The organism is Methylobacterium persicinum (assembly GCF_022179525.1).
In the GTDB taxonomy this organism is placed as follows: Bacteria; Pseudomonadota; Alphaproteobacteria; order Rhizobiales; family Beijerinckiaceae; genus Methylobacterium; species Methylobacterium persicinum.
Window position 1 is genome coordinate 86104 of record NZ_BPQX01000012.1, and the last position, 16127, is coordinate 102230.

Annotated in this window: 14 protein-coding genes, 1 tRNA gene and 1 pseudogene; 8 read left to right on the top strand and 8 right to left on the bottom strand. The window is 67.3% G+C overall.

The window, feature by feature from the left end; all coding sequences use genetic code 11:
* Positions 1-70: 70 nt before the first annotated feature.
* The 5 genes from MFF22_RS04240 to MFF22_RS04260 form a co-directional block, all read right to left on the bottom strand.
* Entirely contained in the window at positions 71-2752 is a 2682-nt protein-coding gene (locus MFF22_RS04240) for a molybdopterin-dependent oxidoreductase (RefSeq protein ID WP_063112045.1), read from the bottom strand.
* Positions 2749-4242, bottom strand: coding sequence for an NADH-ubiquinone oxidoreductase-F iron-sulfur binding region domain-containing protein (locus tag MFF22_RS04245; RefSeq protein WP_063112044.1), 1494 nt, complete (start codon positions 4240-4242; stop codon positions 2749-2751). The genes MFF22_RS04240 and MFF22_RS04245 overlap by 4 nt, the downstream gene beginning before the upstream one ends.
* The gene (gene phnC, locus MFF22_RS04250; protein ID WP_082772846.1) at positions 4226-5029 is read right to left on the bottom strand and encodes a phosphonate ABC transporter ATP-binding protein; all 804 of its coding nucleotides are present in this window, start codon (positions 5027-5029) and stop codon (positions 4226-4228) included. Before phnC ends, MFF22_RS04245 begins: the two co-directional genes overlap by 17 nt.
* Positions 5030-5050: 21 nt before the next feature.
* A complete protein-coding gene (gene phnE / locus MFF22_RS04255; RefSeq protein WP_063112043.1) occupies positions 5051-5932 on the bottom strand; it encodes a phosphonate ABC transporter, permease protein PhnE in 882 nt (293 codons plus the stop codon).
* 96 nt (positions 5933-6028) lie between these two features.
* Positions 6029-6910 (bottom strand): phosphate/phosphite/phosphonate ABC transporter substrate-binding protein, encoded by an 882-nt coding sequence (locus tag MFF22_RS04260; RefSeq protein WP_082772847.1) that lies wholly within the window; start codon positions 6908-6910, stop codon positions 6029-6031.
* A 332-nt stretch (positions 6911-7242) separates the two neighbouring features.
* Here MFF22_RS04260 and MFF22_RS04265 point away from each other — a divergent pair, with 332 nt between their 5' ends.
* Positions 7243-8112 (top strand): LysR family transcriptional regulator, encoded by an 870-nt coding sequence (locus MFF22_RS04265; protein ID WP_238247690.1) that lies wholly within the window; start codon positions 7243-7245, stop codon positions 8110-8112.
* A gap of 26 nt (positions 8113-8138) precedes the next feature.
* The gene (locus tag MFF22_RS04270; protein ID WP_063112041.1) at positions 8139-9134 is read left to right on the top strand and encodes a phosphonate dehydrogenase; all 996 of its coding nucleotides are present in this window, start codon (positions 8139-8141) and stop codon (positions 9132-9134) included.
* A gap of 266 nt (positions 9135-9400) precedes the next feature.
* On the opposite strand, the gene MFF22_RS04275 is transcribed toward MFF22_RS04270, so the two are convergent.
* On the bottom strand, positions 9401-9628 hold the full coding sequence (locus tag MFF22_RS04275; protein ID WP_063112040.1) for a conjugal transfer protein TraD: 228 nt from the start codon (positions 9626-9628) through the stop codon (positions 9401-9403).
* A 1-nt stretch (position 9629) separates the two neighbouring features.
* A complete protein-coding gene (locus tag MFF22_RS04280) occupies positions 9630-9956 on the bottom strand; it encodes a conjugal transfer protein TraD (RefSeq protein ID WP_197430434.1) in 327 nt (108 codons plus the stop codon).
* A gap of 171 nt (positions 9957-10127) precedes the next feature.
* Between MFF22_RS04280 and traA the strand changes: the two genes are divergently transcribed.
* The 6 genes and pseudogenes from traA to MFF22_RS04310 all read left to right on the top strand — a co-directional run.
* Positions 10128-13043, top strand: a complete 2916-nt coding sequence (gene traA, locus MFF22_RS04285; protein WP_063112038.1) for a Ti-type conjugative transfer relaxase TraA — start codon at positions 10128-10130, stop codon at positions 13041-13043.
* 128 nt (positions 13044-13171) lie between these two features.
* Positions 13172-13390 carry a helix-turn-helix transcriptional regulator gene (locus MFF22_RS04290; RefSeq protein ID WP_063112037.1) on the top strand — a complete coding sequence of 73 codons (219 nt, stop codon included), beginning with the start codon at positions 13172-13174 and terminating at the stop codon, positions 13388-13390.
* Positions 13391-13475: 85 nt separating this feature from the next.
* Complete coding sequence (locus MFF22_RS04295) at positions 13476-13622, top strand: hypothetical protein (RefSeq protein WP_229644492.1); 147 nt, start codon at positions 13476-13478, stop codon at positions 13620-13622.
* A gap of 86 nt (positions 13623-13708) precedes the next feature.
* Entirely contained in the window at positions 13709-13957 is a 249-nt protein-coding gene (locus MFF22_RS04300; RefSeq protein WP_082772848.1) for a type II toxin-antitoxin system Phd/YefM family antitoxin, read from the top strand.
* Positions 13954-14415 (top strand): type II toxin-antitoxin system VapC family toxin, encoded by a 462-nt coding sequence (locus MFF22_RS04305; protein WP_063112035.1) that lies wholly within the window; start codon positions 13954-13956, stop codon positions 14413-14415. The genes MFF22_RS04300 and MFF22_RS04305 overlap by 4 nt, the downstream gene beginning before the upstream one ends.
* A pseudogene (locus tag MFF22_RS04310) lies at positions 14412-16040 on the top strand (recombinase family protein); the annotation flags it as partial. The gene MFF22_RS04305 and the pseudogene MFF22_RS04310, both read left to right, overlap by 4 nt.
* Here the strand turns inward: MFF22_RS04310 and MFF22_RS04315 are convergent.
* Positions 16011-16100, bottom strand: a tRNA-Ser gene (locus MFF22_RS04315). The pseudogene MFF22_RS04310 and the gene MFF22_RS04315 overlap by 30 nt on opposite strands.
* Positions 16101-16127: the final 27 nt, after the last annotated feature.

Genomic DNA, 16127 nt, shown 5'->3' on the forward strand with positions numbered 1-16127 from the left:
TTATATGAAGATCTGGCCATTAATATGGCAGCGATCGGCAGTGTGTCGTGGAACTTATAGTCTATCGTGGTCAGGTATATGTTTTTTTCTCCACCGCCGCCGCGCAGAACTTGAAGTCCGGCACGCGGGTGGTGGGATCCAGTCGGTTCACCGTCAGTTCGTTCGCAGCCGCCTCGAAGAAGGACATGGCCATCCACACGACGCCCGGCCGCACCGCCCGATCGGGCATAGCGGCGAGATGCACCATCCCGCGGCGCGTGCGTACCTCCACTTCCCCTCCGACGGTCACGCCCAGCCGGGCGAGGTCGTCAGGATGCATGTGGGCCTGCGGCTCCGGGCTCAGGGCCTCCAGCACCGGCGAGCGGCGGGTCATGGTGCCCGTGTGCCAGTGTTCGCGCAGGCGGCCGGTCATCAGGATGAAGGGATAGTCGGCGTCCGTCATCTCGTCCGCACCACTCGCGTCGAGAGGCACGATGGCGGCCTTGGCCCCGCGGGGAAAATCATCGCCGAACAGGCTCTCGCCGGCGCCGGCTGGGCGCAAGGGGTAGCGCGCATGGTCGTCTTGGACCATCATCCGCCAGCTGAAGCCGGCAAGGGTGGGCAGTTCCTGCGCCATGTCCTCGAACAGGCTCTCCACAGTCAGATTTGCCCACGATAGGCCGAGGCGCGCGCCGATGTCGCGAATGATGCGCCAGTCCGGTCGCGCGCCGCCGGGCAGGGGCAGCGCCGGTGCGATGCGTTGCACCAGTCGGTCGGTATTGGTCACGGTACCCGCCCGCTCCGCCAGCGCCGCTGCGGGCAGGATCACATCGGCGAAGGCCGCGGTCTCGGTGGGGAAGATATCCTGCACCACCAGATGCTCCAGGCAGGCCAGCCCGGCGCGGGTGACGGCGAGGTCCGGGTTGGCCATGGCCGGGTTGCCACCCACCACATAGAGCCCGCGCACCGCCCCTCGACGGGCCGCATCGAACATTTCCACCACCGTGTGACCTGCCTGCGCAAGCGGCCGGTAGCCGGGGAGATAGTTGGGCAACAGGCCGGCGTCGCAGGAGCCCTGCACGTTGTTCTGCCCGCGCAGGGGATGGAGGCCCGCGCCGGGACGACCCACCTGCCCGCACACGAGAGCGAGGGCGATGACGGCCCGGATGTTGTCCGCGCCGAAGGCGTGCTGCGAGGCACCCATGCCCCAGAAGGTCATGGCCGCGCGCGTCCCGGCGAACAGGCGGGCGGCGGCCACGATGTCCTGCGCCGGAACGCCCGTGAGGCCGGCCGCCATCTCCGGCGTGAAAGGTGCGACCCGCGCGCGCAGCGCCTCGAAGCCCTCCAGCCGCCCAGAGACGAAATCCCGGTCGTGGAGCCCCTCCTCAATCACCACGCGCGTCATGGCGGAGAGCAGGGCCACATCCGTCCCCGGGGCCGTCCTGAGGTGATGGGTGGCGAACCGCGACAGGGCCTGAATGCCGGGATCCACCAGGATGAGCTTCGTCCCACGCCGAAAGGCATTCTTCATGAAGGAGGCGGCCACCGGATGGTTGCTGTCCGGGTTGCTGCCCACCATCAGCACCACCTCGGCGCAGGCGATCTCCTCGATGGGGGCGGTCACGGCGGCGAAGCCGGTGGCCTCCGCCAGCGGCGGCACCGAGGCGCACAAGCGTGTGCAGTGGTCAACATGGGGGGTGCCCAAGCCCATGCGTGCGAGTTTCTGCAGGAGATAGGCATCTTCGTTCGAACCCTTTGCCGACCCTAGCACCGCCAGAGATCCGGGGCCGTGCGCCGCGCGCAACCGGGCGAAGCCACGAGCGGCGGTGTCCAGCGCCTCGTCCCAGTCAACGGGACGGAACAGGTCCAGCACCGCGGCGCCGCGCAGGGCGAGGGCCGGATCCTTGGGCGCATCCGCCCGGCGCACCAGGGGCACGGTGAGGCGATCCGGATGCCTCAGGTAGGAAAAGCCGAAGCGGCCCTTGACACACAACCGACCGCGGTTCGCCGGGCCGTCGGCACCTTCCGCCCACGCCACCTCGTCGTCGACCATATGCAGGGTGACCCGGCAGCCGACGCTGCAGAAGGGGCAGACCGTTTCGCCCTTGGCCGTCACCGCGGTCCGTCCACCGGCCCGCTCCAGCGCCTTGGGCGCCAGCGCGCCGGTGGGGCAGAGCTGGGCGCATTCCCCGCAGGAGGCGCAGTTGCTCTCCCCCATGGCCATCCCGGCATCGAATGTCACGTGGATGCCGTCGCCTCGCCCGGCGAGGGCGATGACCCCATTCACCTGCACGTCACGGCATCCCGCCCGGCACTTGCCGCAGCGGATGCACGCCTCCGGGTCGAGGACAATGGCGGGGTGGCTGGCATCCGCGGGACGGCCTGCCGCCCGGTGGCCGAAGCGATCGGGATCGGCTCCGGTGCGCGCGACGAGATCGAGGAACGGCGTGTCGGGGTGGCGCGCCTTCGCCGCGGCGCTCATCTCGGAGGCGAGCAGGCTGACCGCGAGCCGCCGCACCCGCGCGGCGCGCGGCGTGTCGGTGCGCACGGCGAGTCCGGTCCGGACCCTGTGGCGGCAGGCAGGAACCAACTCGGCTTCGCCCTCCACCTCCACCAGGCAGGTGCGACAGCTGCCCATGGGCGCGAAGCCATCGCGCGTAGAAGCGCACAGGTGAGGTAGGTCGAGTCCGGCGGCGGTGGCCGCCTGCAGCAGGCTCTGCCCGTCCTGCGCGGCAACGGGCTGGCCGTCGATGGTGAAGTTGATGAGGCTCATGCGCTAACACCGCGGCCGGGGATGGACAGCCGCCCGAGGAAGCGGCCCGCATTGCGCCCGAGCGCGCACAGGGAGGCTTCGCCCATGACCGCTGCGAGGTCTTCGAGAAGATGCTGATCCAGCGGGCCCGGCGCAGCCAGGGCGCGCGAGGCGTGCGCGGTGCCGATGCGGCAGGGCCCACACTGGCCACAGCTCTCCCGTGCCAGATAGGCCGCCATGCGGGCGGCAATGGCGCGCGGCTCGTCTGTCGCGCCGAACACGATCGCCCCGCCCGTGCCGAGGCGCAGCCCTTCGTCCAGCAGATCGGCAAGCGGCCTGTAGCAGTCTGCGGCGCTCACCAGCGCCCCCGCCGATCCGCCGATCACCATGCCGCCGAGGGCATGGCCGTCCTGCATTCCACCGGCGATCTCCACCAGGTCGGCGAGGCGCAACAGACCGCGCATCGGCTTCGGCCCCGGTGCGCACACCCGGCCCGAGACGCTGAACAGCCGAACCTCGGGATCCAGGAGGGCCGAGGCAGGCGAGCCCAGCGTGCCGCCCCACGCTGCAGTGACGCGATAGAAGGTCTCCACGTTGTGCAGCAAGGTGGGCCGGCCGAGATAGCCGCAGGCGGTGGGAAAGGGCGGGCGCTCGACAGGGCGGGCCGGGCGTCCCTCGAGGCTCGCGATGAGCGCCGTTTCCTCGCCGCAGATGAAAGCACCACCGCTGCGCCGCAGCTCCAGGGCGAGGCCCTCCGCGAGGCCGGCCCCCGCCACCTCCATCAGCGCTTGACGCAGGATGGCGTGGATGGGGACGTAGTCGTCGCGCACGTAGAGGAACACCTGGTCCGCGCCTATCACCCGCGCGGCCACCAGGGCCGCCTCGATCACGCCGTGCGGGTCGTTCTCCAGGATGAAGCGGTCCTTGAAGATGGCAAGCTCGCCCTCGTCGCCGTTCACGATGACCACCGGCGTGCCGCCGGCAGCGATCACCTGCCGCCACTTCTCCGCCACCGGGAAGCCGACGCCCGCCCGCCCCACCGCCTGGTGCACCGACAGCCGCTCCAACATCTGCGCCGCCGCGCCGGGATCGGCCATGATGCGGCCGAGCTGCCCGTAGCCCCCTGCCGCCCGGTAGGCCGCGAAGGAGCGCGGAACGGGTTCGGGGCGGGGCCCGTCACAACGGTTGCGGCACACTCCGGCGCCGAGCGCGCCGTGCAGCAGGCCGCACACCAGATCGCCGCAGCCGTCGGCGGCATAGGGCGTGGTGGCGGCGTAGTTCACCGCCGGAAATGCGGTGGCCACCTCGTATGCCTCGGAGGGGAACAGGCGCAGGCGCTCGGCCAGCGCCAGAAGCCCGGCCTGAGAGATGCCGATCCCGCCCTTGGCGTCGCGGACCTCCAGCAGGATTTCCAGAAGCCGGCCGCGATCATCGCCGCGGGCAAGCACGGTGGCGATCGCGGCCCATTCTGCGGTGTCAGCGGGCGTCGCGGTCTCAGGAACGGGCGGCACGATACAGGTCCTCCCGCAGGCCGGGGGTGAAGGCGGCCGCCGGGCCGTCGAAGAACAGGCGCCCCTGGCGCAGGGCGATGATGCGGTCGGCGTAGCGCACGGCGAGATCCACCTGATGCAGGCTGCACAACACCGAGAAGCCGCGCTCCCGCGCCGCCCGCTGCAGGATCTGCAGCACGTTCTCGGAGGATTCCGGATCGAGGCTGGATATGGGCTCGTCGGCGAGGATCAGTTCCGCCTGCTGGGCGAAGGCGCGGGCGATGGCGACCCGCTGCTGCTGCCCGCCGGAAAGACGCTCCGCGCGCTGATAGGCTTGGTCCATGAGGCCCACGCTGTCGAGGCAGGCGAGCGCCAATTGCCGGTCCCGCGCGCGGAAGCGGCGCAGCAGCACCCGCCACAGGGGCGTCGTCGCGAGCCGGGCCGCCAGCACGTTGTCGATGGCGCTGAAGCGCTTTACCAGATTGAACTGCTGAAACACGAACCCCACCTCCCGGCGCAGCGCCTCAAGGGCAGCGGGCTTCAGGGCAGTCACCTCGGTGCCGCGGATGGTGACGCTTCCGGCATCCGGCTCCACCAGGCGGGTCAGGCAGCGGAACAGGGTGGACTTGCCGCACCCGGAGGGGCCGAGCAGCACCACGAACTGGCCGGCAGGCACGGTGCAGGAGACGCGATCCAGCACCACGCGACCGTCGAACGCCTTGCTCAGGTCGCGCACGACGATTGCGGCACCCTCCTCCTCGCCCAGGGAACGGTCGTGCGGCAGATGCGCAGGGGCGATGCTCTTCATCGGTCAACTCCCATGGGCCGCTCAGGCGCGGCTTTCGCCTTCGAAAAGGCGCGTCGGCGTGCCGGCGCGGGTGGCGGCGGTCTCGGGGCTCAGCACGAGACGGCGCAAGTGGGCGCTCAGGGTGTCGATGGCGATCACCATGGCGAGGATGACGCCCAGCACGGTGGCCAACTTAGGAAAGTCGAGCAGGTCGATGGAGTCCTTCAGCGTCTGGCCGATGCCGCCGGCACCGACGATGCCCAGCACCGTGGAGGCGCGCACGTTGAACTCCCAGATGTAGAGGGTGACGGCGACGATGTTCGGCCACACGTCCGGCAGGAGGGCGTAGCGGAACGCGCGCACCGGGCCGGCACCGGTGAGCTCCAACGCCTCCACCGGGCCGCGATCGGCCGGCTCGATCACCTCAGTGAGCAGCTTGCCGAGGGCGCCCACCATGTTGAACATGACGGCCAGCACGCCAGTGAAAGGGCCGAACCCCACCGCCGCCACGAAGATGAGGGCGAATACCAGGATCTCGGTGCCGCGCAGCACCCCGAACACCGCCCGCACCAAACGATAGACCAGAAGATTCGGCGTGGTGTTGCGCGCGGCAAGCGGCACCAGTGGGATGCACACGAGAAGGGCGCCGATGGTGCCCACCGTGGCCATGGCGAGGGTCTGGAATGCGTCGCGCAGCACCCGGTCGATATCCCGTACGTCCGGCGGAAACATCTGCTGGAACCAGGAGGCGATCTTCGGCAGCCCGTCCACGAGCTTCGCCAGGTCCACCTTCGCCGCCGCGAAGCACATCCCGAGGAACAGGGTCACGGCGAGGAAGACGAGCCCCCGCCGCAGATTGTGCCACGTTAGTAGCGACCGGGCCGGCTCGACGTAGCGTGTCTCCTCGAAGCTTGCGATGGTCATGGACGGTCTCCCCTGGCTCGGCGCGCTATGAAACGGACGCCCGGCTTCATGCCGGGCGCGACGTGGCCGGTGCCCGAAGGCACCGGCCCGCGCGGATCAGGACTTCAGCTTGCCGGTGACGCGGCCGGCTTCCTCTATGATGCCGTAATCGGCATGGGTGGCTGGCACGAAGCCGTTGTAGCCGCTGCCCATGAGCGCCTGCGCCTTGTCCTCCGGGAGGGAGACGAGAATGTCGCGGATCTTCGTCTTCAACGCCGGGTCGAAGCCCTTGGGCACACAGATTGCGTCATTGGGCAGTTCCTGGGAGGTCCAGTAGACGACCACCTTGGCCGGATCCATCTCGCCGGCCTCGATCATGCCGTTGCGGCCGCGGTCCATGTCGGAACCGAGGTCGATGAGGCCCTGCTGGATCATGGACACGTTGTTGCCGAAGGTGGCCCCCTCGCGCAGTTGGAAGAAGTCGCGCGGATCGATGCCGCTCTTCACCAGGAAGGCGTAGGGGATGAGCCAGCCGGAGGTGTTGCCCTGGTCGCTTAGGGACAGCTTCATGCCCCTGGCATCCTTTGGAAACTCCTTGATGGGGAGATCCGGCCGCCCCTCGATGATGGCGTGGTAGAACGGCTTGCCGCGATACTTGGCGGTGGCGATCACCTCGGTGCCGGCGTGCTGGTTGGCCAGCACGTAGCCCCACGGGCCGAGCCAGCCCACATCCACGTGGCCGTTGCTCATGGCCACCGAGATGGCAGCCCAGCTCTCCGGGCTGACCAACTCGTAGGTGGCGCCGAGTTCGCCCGCCAGATAGCGGAACACCGGTTCAAATTCCTTGATGGTGATGGCGGGAGTTGGCCGCAGGGGGGCGATGGCGAAGCGCAGGTGGAGCTTGCCGTCGCGCATCTGCTGGCCGTGCGCGGCACCGGAAACGAGGGGAAGCGAGAGCGCGGAGGCGGCAAGCGCCCCGAAGCGACGACGCGTGATCATGTCGACCTCATGGGTTTATGGCGTGCGCGCCGAGACGGCCCGCCGGCGGGGCTGCCGCACGATGCAACTCCGTGGGCGCCTTCTTGGCGGCAGATAGATTACATATCTCAATGAAAAATAGACAACAATTGCATTTCATTTTGATGACGCTGGCGGCGAAGAGGGCGCGCGGATGCGATTTTATCCATATGTTTCCGACACAATATGAATGAGCTCACCAACGTGCGGGAAATGCCAATTAAATATGAAGTTGCAACATACATTCGTTTAATGCATACATTCCGGTGCAAGGGATGGAGCGGCTGTGGCCGCACAAGGGCGGGGGCATGCGCATGCTGAATCTGTCTCAGGTTCAGACCTTTCTGGCGGTCATCGATGAGGGCGGCATCCAGTCGGCAGCGGAGCGCCTTGCCTGCTCGCAGCCGGCCGTCTCGCAGCAGTTGCGCAAGCTCGAGGAGTTCGTCGGCGTGCCCCTCGTGGTGCGCAACCGCAGCCGCGCGGTCCCCACCCGTGACGGCGAGTTGTTCCTGCCGAAGGCCCGCTCCCTCATAGCCAGCGCCGACCGTGCCCGCGCCGTCGTCTCCGATCGCCGCCTGGTGGTGCATGCCAGCGGCAACGTAGGAGTCTATCTTGCGCCGCGCCTCATCGCCGTGTTCGAGCGCGACCTGGATCGGCCCGGCACGGTGGACCTCGTCATCACCACCAACCGCCATGCGGTGGACGCCCTCATCGCCGGCGAGGCGGACATCGCTCTCACCGAATGGAGCGAGGACCACCCGGCCGTGGAATGGCAGGGCTGGCGCCGAGAGAAGTTGGTGGTGATTGCCGGCCCCGACCATCCGCTCGCGAAGGAGCGCTGCATTCCGCGCCAGGCACTGCTCGACCATCCCATCATCGGCGGCGAGCCCGGCACCGGCACCGGCCGGGCGCTCGCCGGCATGTTCGGGCCCGATGCTGGGCGCCTGCGCGTGGCACGCCAACTCGGCAGCACCGCCGCCGTGAAGGAGGCGGTCAAGACCGGGCTCGGCCTTTCCGTGGTGTTCGCCTATTCCGTGGCCGAGGAGGTGAAGGCCGGCACGCTCACCATGCTGGAACTGGAGGAGGCCGACATCTTCAAGACCTTGTTCATCGGCCTCGGCCGCGAAAGCCCGCAATCCTCCATGGCCCGGCGCTTCGCCACCTTCTGCCTCGCCTCCGCTTGATCCCACTCCTGCCGCAAGAGACATCCATGGCTCGCAAGACCCTCGTCACCAACTGGGTCCACCCCGAGGTGCTAGATCTGCTTTCCACCCGCGGTGCGGTAGAGGCCAACACCACCCGCGAGCCGTGGCCGCGCGCGGAACTCCTGCGCCGCGCGCGCGACGCCGACGCCATCCTGGCCTTCATGACGGACCACGTGGATGGCGCCTTCCTCGAAGCCTGCCCGGATCTGAAGGTCGTCGCCTGCGCCCTGAAGGGAGCAGACAATTTCGACATGGAGGCGTGCCGGGCGCGCGGCGTCGACGTGACCATCGTGCCCGACCTGCTCACCGCGCCCACCGCAGAACTCGCCGTCGGCCTCATGATCGCCCTCGGCCGCAATCTGCTCGCCGGCGACCGGCTGATCCGCCAGCACCCGTTCGCCGGCTGGCGGCCGGTACTCTACGGCATGGGGCTCGATGGGGCGGAGGTGGGCATCGTGGGCATGGGTGCCGTGGGCCAGGCCATCGCCCACCGCGTGCGGCCATTCCGCTGCCGCATCTCCTATTGCGACGCGCACCCGCTTTCTCCCGCCGCGGAGGATGCGCAGGGGCTCCTGCGGCGCGATCTGGCAGAGTTGCTGGCACGCAGTGACTATCTGGTGTTGGCGCTGCCATTGAACGCGGAGTCGCGCCACCTGATCGATGCGGCGGCGATCGCGGCCATGAAGCCGGGCGCGCTCCTCATCAACCCCGCCCGCGGATCGCTGGTGGACGAGGCGGCGGTCGCCAACGCCCTAGAGGCGAACCATCTCGGCGGGTATGCGGCCGACGTGTTCGAGACGGAGGACTGGGCCCGGCCTGATCGGCCCGCCGGCGTCGAGCCGCGACTGCTCTCTCATGCCCGCACGGTTCTGACCCCCCACATTGGCTCGGCGGTCGACAGCGTGCGGCGGGACATCGCCCTCGCCGCCGCTCGCAACATCCTGCGCCATCTGGACGGATTGCAGCGGGAGCCACCTTCGCACGATCGCTCTGCCGCCTGACACGGCCCGTCGGTGGCCATCAAGCAATACCAGCGCGACAGCAGCCTTCAAAGCATCATCATGACCAATGCGGAAATTGCGATCGCATCTTCAATCACCTCTTCAGCCGGGCCTTGCGCGAGGTGCGCGAAACCTCGAGCCCGTGATGTGCGTCGCCGTTGCGCGGCGTTGCCGCGCGATGACGGGTGGCGCTGCGATATGTGATGTCTCCGCGCCGCCCGCCATCGGTCATACCCTGCCATGCCGATCCTGCGCGGTGATGGGATTCATGCCGTAGCTTCATGCTCGAACGCCTGCTTTCCCTTGTCGGCCCAGAGCGCCAACGCCTTGTCGCGTTCATCGCTTTGGAGCTTGTCGGCCGCCCAGAGCAGGGCGCCGTAGATGATGGCGCGATCATCGCAGGTCAGGTCCACGATCCCGGCTTTGACGACGAGACCGCCGAGTTCGATCAGATGCCGCGTGCGTTGGCGGCGTTCGACCTGCCAGGTTCGCATATCATGCCGCGCTCGTGCTGCCTGATGCCGGTTGCGCACCGTCCGGTTGCGGTTGAGCGCCGCCCGCGTCGCGGTCAGATGCCGATGCAGATCGCCGCGCCCGGCTTTGAAAGAACGCGGCCCCGCGCTTGGCCCACGCCTCCCTCTTTCCGGCGTCCTTGGTTTCGGCCAGCACGATCAGCGCGCCCGCCAGTTCGTCGACGGTGAGCGCGTCGGCTCCGGTCAAGATCACCAGTTCGCCGAGTTGCTGCACCTTGCGCGTTTTAAGTTCCCGCGCCTTGTCCTCCAGCGCCTTCAGTTCAGCGCCATAGTCCCGTGGTTTCCGCATCGTCGTCTCCATAAGCAATGGATGGAGCGATGATAGTTTCGTGTCGGCCGGAATGCTGTAAGGTTGCCGGGACGGCCTGGAACGGCGCGGACCGTCCCGAGAAATTCATTTCGAGGGTGCGCTTATACGTCGTTCCGACGTGCGCTTGGGAGCAGTATCTGGTCGGTCGCCATGGCGATCTACCATTTCTCCGTTCAGGTCATCGGACGCGCGGCGGGCCGCAGCGTGGTGGCTGCCGCCGCCTACCGCTCGGCCTCGCGGTTGCGCGACGACCGGCTGGGCCGCGATCAGGACTTTTCCGCCAAGCGCGGCGTCGTCCATTCCGAGGTCATGCTGCCGGAGAACGCACCGGAGGAATGGAACGACCGCGAAAAGCTTTGGAACGATGTCGAGGCGTTCGAGAAAAGGAAGGACGCCCAGCTTTGCCGCGAGGTGGAGTTCGCCCTTCCGCGTGAGATGACGGAGCGCCAAGGCGTCGAACTGGCCCGCGATTTTGCCCAAGCCGAATTTGTCGATCAGGGCATGATCGCCGATGTGAACGTGCATTGGGATATCGGCGAAGACGGAATGCCGAAACCCCATGCCCATGTCATGCTGACCATGCGCAGCGTGGACGACAACGGGTTCGGCCAGAAGGTGCGGGAGTGGAACCGCACCGAGCTGGTCGAACGTTGGCGCGAACGCTGGGCCGATCACGTCAACGAGCGTCTTGCCGAACTCGACATCGACGCGCGGATCGACCACCGCAGCCTTGAGGCGCAGGGCATCGGTCTTGAGCCGCAGACCAAGATCGGCGCACCGGCGCAGCGCATCGAGGCTACCGGGATCGAGGCCGACCGCGCCGAGGATCACCGGCGCATCGCCCGCGAGAACGGCGCGCGCATCATCCAGAACCCGAACATCGCCCTGGACGCGATCACCCAGCAGCAATCGACCTTTACACGGCGCGACATGGCGATGTTCGCGCACCGGCACAGCGATGGCATCGACCAGTTCAACGAGGTCATGGGCGCGATGCGCGGCGCGCCCGATCTTGTCGAACTCGGCAAGGACGATGTTGGGCAGGACCGCTTCACCAGCCGCGGCATGATCGAGGCCGAACAGCGCCTGCATCGCGCCACCGCGATGATGGCCGAGCGCGAACGCCATGAGGTGAATGACAGGGGCCGAGAAGCCGCGTTGGCGCGCGCGGCGGATCGCGGGCTGACCCTTTCCGGCGAGCAGACCGAGGCGCTGGCGCATGTCACGGACGGGCGCGACCTTGGGATTGTCGTCGGCTATGCCGGGACGGGGAAGAGCGCGATGCTGGGTGTGGCGCGCGAAGCCTGGGAAGCGGCGGGCTATGAGGTTCGCGGCGCGGCGCTCTCCGGCATCGCCGCCGAGAGTCTGGAAGGCGGATCGGGCATCGCCTCGCGCACCATCGCCAGCCTGGAGCATCGCTGGTCGCAGGGCCGCGACATGCTCACCAGCCGCGACGTGCTTGTCATCGACGAGGCCGGGATGGTCGGCACGCGGCAGTTGGAGCGCGTGCTGTCCCATGCCGCCGAGGCCGGCGCGAAGGTGGTGCTGGTCGGCGATCCGGAACAGCTTCAATCCATCGAGGCGGGCGCGGCGTTCCGCTCGATCCACGAACGCCACGGCGGCGCGGAGATCAGCGAGGTTCGCCGCCAGCATGAGGACTGGCAGCGTGAGGCGACCCGCGACCTCGCCAGCGGCCGGACGGGCGAAGCCCTGAACGCCTACCGCGCCCGCGACATGGTGCATGAGGCTGGAACGCGGGAAGAAGCGCGGCGTGACCTGATCGACCGCTGGGACCGTGACCGGCAGGCCAGCCCAGACGCAACCCGTATCATCCTCACCCACACCAATGCTGACGTGCGGGAATTGAACGAGGCGGCCCGCGAACGGGTGCGCGATGCAGGCGAGCTTGGCGCGGATGTGCATATCGCCGCCGAACGCGGCGTGCGGAATTTCGCCACCGGCGACCGCATTATGTTCCTGCAAAACGAGCGCAGCCTTGGCGTGAAGAACGGCACGCTCGGCACCATTGAGCAGGTCAGCGGGCAGAGCATGACCGTCCGCGCCGACGATGGGCGCAATGTCACGTTCGACCTGAAGGGCTACAACAAGATCGACCACGGCTATGCCGCCACGATCCACAAGGCGCAGGGCATGACCGTGGACCGCGCCCATGTGCTGGCGACGCCCGGCATGGACCGCCATGGCAGCTATGTCGCCCTGTCAAGACACCGCGACGGCATGGACCTGCATTACGGCCACGACGACTTCGCCAGCCGGGACCGGCTTATCAACACCCTGTCGCGCGACCGCGCCAAGGACATGGCAGCGGATTACCAGCGGATCGACCCGGCCCAGGATTACGCCGAGCGGCGCGGCATCACCTTCCGCGAGCACGTCGAGCGTGTTGTGGAGATCGCCCGCCGAGTTCCCGAGAAGGTGCGCGGCATCTTCGACGACTTGCGCCTGCCCGCCGCAGACGGACAGGGGCCGGAAAGGAAGGTGGAGGAAGACCCGGAGGCGGCGTTACGCCGGGCGCGTGGGCGGGCGCTCGTCCGTCATGCCCGCGCCGTCGATGCGATCTTCGCGGCGCAGGATCAGGGCGGCGAGGCCAGACCTGATCAGGTCAGGGAATTGCAGGAGGCGCGCCAGCGGTTCGAGGAGGTGCGCCCCCACGGCTCGCATGACGCCGAAGCGGCCTACAAGAAAAACCCGCAGCTTGCGGCGGAGGCGGCGTCAGGTGACGCCCGGCGCGCGATCCACGCCCTGCAACTGGAAACCGAGTTGCGCACCGATCCCGGCCTGCGAGCCGACCGTTTCGTGGAGCGCTGGCAGAAACTCCACCGGGCCAGCGACCAACGCTATGCGGCGGGCGACTATGCAGGTCACAGGGCGGCGCGGGCGGCGATGGGGAACATGGCGCAGAGCCTCGAACGCGACCCGCAGATGGAATCCCTGCTCGCCAACCGCAAACGCGAACTCGGCATCTCATTCGATTCGGGAATGGGCGTCGCCCGTGACCTCACCCTCACGTTCGGGCTTGGCCGGGGCCGGGGTCTCGGGCTGTAAACCGTCCTATTTACCGCCCCCTCTGCGCCACGGCCCTACGACGGCTAAATCCCTATTGCACAACAATAAACCCTTGCCTTTGCCTCTCCTGGCAGTCCCACGAAAAGCCAGCAGGAGGCAGCCCAGCCATGCGCCAGCCAGATCGTATCATCCGCATGAACACCGTCCGCGACCGCACCGGCCTGTCCCGGTCCACCATCTACCGCAAGATCGCCGAGGGTACGTTCCCGCCCCAGATCAAGATCAGCATCAACGGCGCGGGCTGGCGGGAATCCGACATCGACCGTTGGGTCGCCAACCCCGTGGCGTGGCGGCCCGGAAGCGGGCGCGGCCGCGATGGCGTCTGATCGCGGAGCGCGCTCCCGCGCCCGGCGCGTCAGGCCGCCCACAGCGTCGGAGCAGCTTGAGGCGCTGCTGGGATACCATGTTCCCATGGGCCGACCGCCCAAACACGACCTGTCCATCTGGACCGTCACCGACGATTGGCCGCGCCCCGTTCCGGTCACAGAGGCTGAGATCGAGGTGTTCGAGCAATGGTTCGGCGACCTGTTCGATGAACTATTCTGTTCCGGCGGCTGATGCTTCAGGCGTCGAAATCGACGTTGAAATCTGCCCTCCGACAGACTACTTGTAGTCACAAGTGTCTACATATGTGAGGGCGCAACATGCTGACCATCAACCTCAGAGACGCCAAGGCTGGATTTTCGAGCCTGGTCGATGAAGCCGTCAAAGGAGAAATCGTGACCATCACCCGTCATGGCAAACCCGTTGCGGCCCTGGTCTCGGTTGAGGCGGCGGAGATCGCGCGCAAAGCGCTCGAACGTAAACGGGCGGGCCTTGTCAGTTATCTCAGGACGTTCCCAGGCGGAGAGTTCCCGCGCAACCGCAAACCATCGCGGGATGTCGAGCTTTGAGCGGCTTCCTTCTCGACACCAACGTCGTCTCCATGCTCGCGCCGTCGAAGGCGGAAGCATCCACTGACTTCCTCACCTGGCTGGACCGTATGGACGCCGATGGTCGGCTATTTCTGTCGGTCGTTTCTATCCACGAGATCGAGAAGGGAATCGCGCTCCTCGACCACAAGGGGGCGACGACGAAAGCCGCGAGCCTGCAAGCATGGCTCAGTGGTCTCGTCTCCACATACGATGACAAGATCATTGGCTTCGACGCGCAGGCCGCCGCAATCGGCGGGCGGCTGGAGGCGAAGGCGCTTGCGGCCGGTCACGACCCCGGAATGGCCGATGCCGTGATTGCCGGTATCGCCGCAGCGCATGAACTCGTCATCGTCACCCGAAACACGAAGCATTTCCTTCCGTTCGGCGTCGCCGTGTTGTCGCCTGACGAGGCGGCTGCACAAGGAGGCCCGGCATGACCGCTTCCACAATCCCTCTGCGTGCCGCCCTTTATCTTCGGGTTTCGACGGCGCGGCAGGCCGAGCATGACGTTTCCATCCCCGACCAGAAGCGGCAGGGCGAAGCCTACTGCGCCTCACGCGGCTATCAGCTTGTCGAAACCTATGTGGAGCCAGGCGCATCCGCCACCAACGACCGCCGCCCCGAGTTCCAGCGCATGATCGAGGCGGGGACCAGCAAGCCCGCGCCATTCGATGTCGTCGTAGTCCATTCGTTCAGCCGCTTCTTCCGCGATCACTTCGAACTGGAGTTCTATGTCCGCAAGCTGGCGAAGAACGGCGTCAAGCTGGTTTCGATCACTCAGGAAATGGGGGACGACCCCATGCACGTCATGATGCGCCAGATCATGGCTTTGTTCGATGAATACCAGTCGAAGGAAAACGCCAAGCACGTCATGCGCGCCTTAAAGGAGAACGCCCGGCAAGGCTTCTGGAACGGCGCGCTCCCACCTATCGGCTACCGGGTTGTCGCCGCCGAGCAGCGCGGGGCCAAGGTCAAGAAGAAGCTCGAAATCGATCCGCTGCACGCCGACACGGTACGGCTGATCTATCGGCTTGCGCTGGAAGGTGACGGCACCACCGGCCAGATGGGCGTCAAGAACATCGTCTCCTATCTCAACAGCCGCCGCATCTTCACCCGCGACGGCGGGCGCTGGGGCATCGGTCAGGTTCACCGCATCCTGACCCGTCGCACCTATATGGGCGAGCATGAGTTCAACAAGCGCAGCAAGACCAAGGAACTGAAACCCGTCAGCGAGATCGTCACGGTTCCGGTGCCGCCGATCATCGACCGCGAGACGTTCGACACCGTGCAGGCGCTCTTGAAGGCCCGCAACCCCAAGCTCATCCCTTCCGCCGTTATCAGCGGCCCGACCATGCTCACCGGCCTGATCCACTGCGCCAAGTGCGGCGGCGCCATGACCATCCGCACCGGCAAGGGCGGGCGTTATCGTTACTATGCCTGCTCCATGAAGGCGCGGCAGGGACCGACCGCCTGCGAGGGCATGGCTGTGCCGATGGACAAGCTGGACAATCTTGTCGCCGATCACCTTGAAAGCCAGCTTCTCCAGCCCGAGCGGTTGGAAGCCATCCTCGCCAGTGTTCTCGACCGCAGGCAGGAGCAATCCCAGCGCCGCCGCGAGCACATCGCCGAACTGAACAAGCGTGCTACCGAATCGGAACTGCGCCTGAAACGCCTCTACGATGCCATTGAGGCGGGCGTGGCCGACATCGACGATCCGGCGCTCAAGGACCGCATCGACGGCCTCAAGGCCATCCGCGATCAGGCCAAGGCCGACGCCGAGCGCGCCCAGGCCATGCTCGACAGCTCCGGCTCCAAGGCCGTCACCCCGCAAATGGTCCGCACCTTCGCCAAGACAGCCCGCCAGCGCATCCGCCTCGAAGGCGGCGGCTACCGCCGCGACCACCTGCGCGCGCTAGCCCAGCGTGTCGAGGTCGCGGACGGCGAGGTTCGGATCATGGGATCGAAGACCCAGCTGCTTCAGGCGCTGGTGTCGGGCGGCGGCGTAAGCGCAGTGCCCACTCAGGGACTGAAGTGGCGGAGGGAGCGGGATTCGAACCCGCGATACGGTTTCCCGTATACACACTTTCCAGGCGTGCGCCTTCAACCACTCGGCCACCCCTCCGTCCGGGGCTCGGCGTCCGGCTGAAAA